The organism is Nocardia sp. NPDC004722, assembly GCF_053601505.1.
Genome location: NZ_JBSGBY010000990.1, coordinates 1 through 1,874, shown reverse-complemented (window position 1 = coordinate 1,874; position 1,874 = coordinate 1). Strand labels below are relative to the sequence as shown.

The following is a 1,874-nucleotide window of genomic DNA, read 5'->3' as shown; positions in this document are numbered from 1 at the left end:
ACGGCTTCGAGATGAAGCTGGCCGACAACGGCGAACTGCTGCTGCGCAGCTCGCAGGTGATGCGCGGCTCGATCGCCCGCACCTCGATCGCGGCCGCCCGGGAATCGCTGTTGCGCACCAGCAGCAGCGGCGGGGAAATCGGCAGTGCCGCACTCGCATTGAGCGATATCACGCTGGACGGCGTCGCGAGTGCGTGCGATGCCGTCCAGCGTGACGGCCGGGTCGACCTGTCGGGCATCCCGGCCGCCTGCTGAGGTCGCGAACTCAGATCGACTGAACGATCTTGACGCCCACCAGGACCACCGCGAGTACCAGGTAACCGCGCAGCGCGAACATGCCCGCCATGCGTGCCGTGGAGAACGCGGGCCGCTCGAGGGTGTCGAGGGCGGGGGTGCGCCAGGTATCGCGGTCGGCCTCGCGGATGGCCTTGCGCTCGGCCCGGGTGAGGGGAGTGGACTCCAGCTCCTCCACCTGGTCCGGGTCCAGGTTGCCGAGTTCCCGTGCGGTGCGCTCGGTCTCGCGGCGCTTGCCGCGCTGCCAGGCGATCAGCATGCCCGCCCCGCCGAGGACGCCGACCAGCGCGCCGACGCCGAAACCGATCTCGATGGTGGTCGTGGACAGGCCGGGGAAGAACACCGCCGCGGTCAGGGCCAGCGACAGCAGCACCAGCGACCACACGATGATTCCGGCGACGATGTTCTGGCGCACCGTGTTCACCCACGGACCCAGCACCGCCTTGTCATTGCACAGCAGCACCAGGAACACCGTGGCCGAGGGCAGCAGCACACCGGCCAGCGCCTGCACACCCTGGGTCAGCAGACCCAGCACGTGGTCGGGGCTGAAGGACACCGCGCCCGCGACGGCCAGCAGCGCGGCGTAACCGAGGTAGAAGGCCGGCGCTTCACTGACCTTCCAGTGCAGCGAGTGCCGCTTGCCGAGGGTGTCGCCCAGGGCGTAGGTGGTGGCCAGGCCGACCGCGTTCGCGCCGATCAGCGAGGCGTCCAGCAGCAGCAGCGCGAACAGCGCGCCGACCGTGGTGCCCATGTGATCGTGCAGCGACTGGGCTACCGCCCCCGCGTCGGTGAAGTTGCCGACCGCGTCGGTGCCCGCGAGACCGAAGGCCGCCGCGGCCATGATGGCCACCGCACCGAGCATCACGACGACGATGCCGACCCACAGATCGATGCGCTCGTAGCGGATCCAGCGCGGCGTGATGCGCTTGTCGACGATGTTGGACTGCTGGAAGAACAGCTGCCAGGGCGCGACCGTGGTGCCGACGATGGAGACGATGAGCAGCAGCAGCGTCGAGTTCAGCCCGCCCGGGAAGGACGGCAGGAACCCGTGCGCGACCTGGGAGACGTTGGGGTGCACCAGGAATGCCAGCGGGAACATCACGATGTTCAGCGCGATCAGCCCGAACAGGAACCGCTCCCAGCGCCGGAACGAGCCGCCCGCCACCATGGCGAACAGCGTCACCGCCGCCAGCGGCACCGAAATCGCCTTGGGCAGCCCGAAGTAGTTGAGCGCCATCGAGACGCCGATGAACTCGGTGACGATGGTCAGCGCGTTCACGATGAACAAGTCGCCCACACTGAACGCGCCCCAGAACTTGCCGAAACGATCGAAGATCAAGCGCGCGTGACCGACCCCGGCGACCGCGCCGAGGCGCACCACCATCTCCTGGTTCACGTACAACACCGGGATGAGCAGCACCAGCGTCCAGACCAGCGCCATGCCGTAGTTCTGCCCGGCCTGCGCGTAGGTGGCGATGCCACCCGCGTCGTTGTCGCTACCCGGTGCGGACCTGAGGATCCCCGGGTTCCACCGACGGCTCCGGGGTGGCCGGTGTGGGCAACTGGATATCGGCCCGCTCG

The 1,874-nt window shown here is 68.7% G+C and carries 2 protein-coding genes; one reads left to right on the top strand and one right to left on the bottom strand.

Annotated elements, in window-relative coordinates:
* A partial coding sequence (locus tag ACWELQ_RS44955) for a hypothetical protein (RefSeq protein WP_452403065.1) occupies window positions 1–254 on the top strand: 254 nt, incomplete at its 5' end.
* 10 nt (window positions 255–264) lie between these two features.
* On the opposite strand, the gene ACWELQ_RS44950 is transcribed toward ACWELQ_RS44955, so the two are convergent.
* Window positions 265–1,812: an NRAMP family divalent metal transporter gene (locus tag ACWELQ_RS44950; RefSeq protein ID WP_452403066.1), complete on the bottom strand. Its 1,548-nt coding sequence runs from the start codon at window positions 1,810–1,812 to the stop codon at window positions 265–267.
* Between the last annotated feature and the right edge of the window lie 62 nt (window positions 1,813–1,874).